This window comes from Desertivirga brevis, from assembly GCF_017355835.1.
In genome coordinates, this window is the sequence record NZ_JAFEWF010000025.1 from 1 (window position 1) to 873 (window position 873).

2 tRNA genes and 1 rRNA gene are annotated in these 873 nt (G+C 41.7%); all 3 read right to left on the reverse strand.

From position 1 onward, the window contains the following. Nucleotides 1-327: 327 nt before the first annotated feature. Nucleotides 328-401: transfer RNA gene (locus tag J4N25_RS26680), tRNA-Ala, on the reverse strand. A 105-nt stretch (nucleotides 402-506) separates the two neighbouring features. Next, a tRNA-Ile gene (locus J4N25_RS26685) sits at nucleotides 507-581 on the reverse strand. A gap of 200 nt (nucleotides 582-781) precedes the next feature. Continuing rightward, nucleotides 782-873: ribosomal RNA gene (locus J4N25_RS26690) — 16S ribosomal RNA — on the reverse strand; the annotation flags it as partial.

Sequence of the window (873 nt, forward strand, 5' to 3'; positions counted from 1 at the left end):
CTTACTTTCTTCTACTTTACCTGCTTTTGCTCAGGTAAGTATGCTTTTGTTAGTTCTGGTATTGCTACCGTCACCTAACTGTTGTCTTCTCTTACAATTACTTCTTCCAATATGTCAAAGAACTTTTCTAAGCTGAAAGCTGAAAGGTTAAAGCTTAAAGCTTCTTGTTAGTCGCTTTATGCTCTCTGCTTTTGGCTTTCTGCTTGAACGTGGAGAATAACGGATTCGAACCGTTGACCCTCCCGATGTAAATCGGGATGCTCTAGCGCCAATTATCGCTAACTTCCATTTCAATATGTTATTTTATCATCTCGCATGATAAACTAGTGGAGAATAACGGATTCGAACCGTTGACCCCCTGCGTGCAAGGCAGGTGCTCTAGCCAGCTGAGCTAATTCCCCAATAAGAATTTAATGAGTGAATGAGTAAGTGATTGAATGAGTGAATATCTTTTTTTACTGTTATTCTATCATTCTTTCCTTCTAACCTTCTTTCATTGCCCTCTGTAGTCCCGAGCAGATTTGAACTGCTGACCCCTACATTATCAGTGTAGTGCTCTAACCAAGCTGAGCTACGGGACTGTGGATTTACGATTGTAGATTTTTGATTGACGATTTTGGCTTTTGCACGGTAATCGTAACTCGTAAATCGTAATTCGTAATTTCTCTTACAATCTCGCCGGCTCGGGTTTCTTACTACCTGAACGGCTTATCTTTTTGGGTTGTCTTTTTTTTCTTTAAGAAATCATCTGTAACATAACGGGCAATTCCATCGGCTCTAGAAAGGAGGTATTCCAGCCGCACCTTCCGGTACGGCTACCTTGTTACGACTTAGCCCCAATTACCGGTTTTACCCTAGGACGCTCCTTGCGGT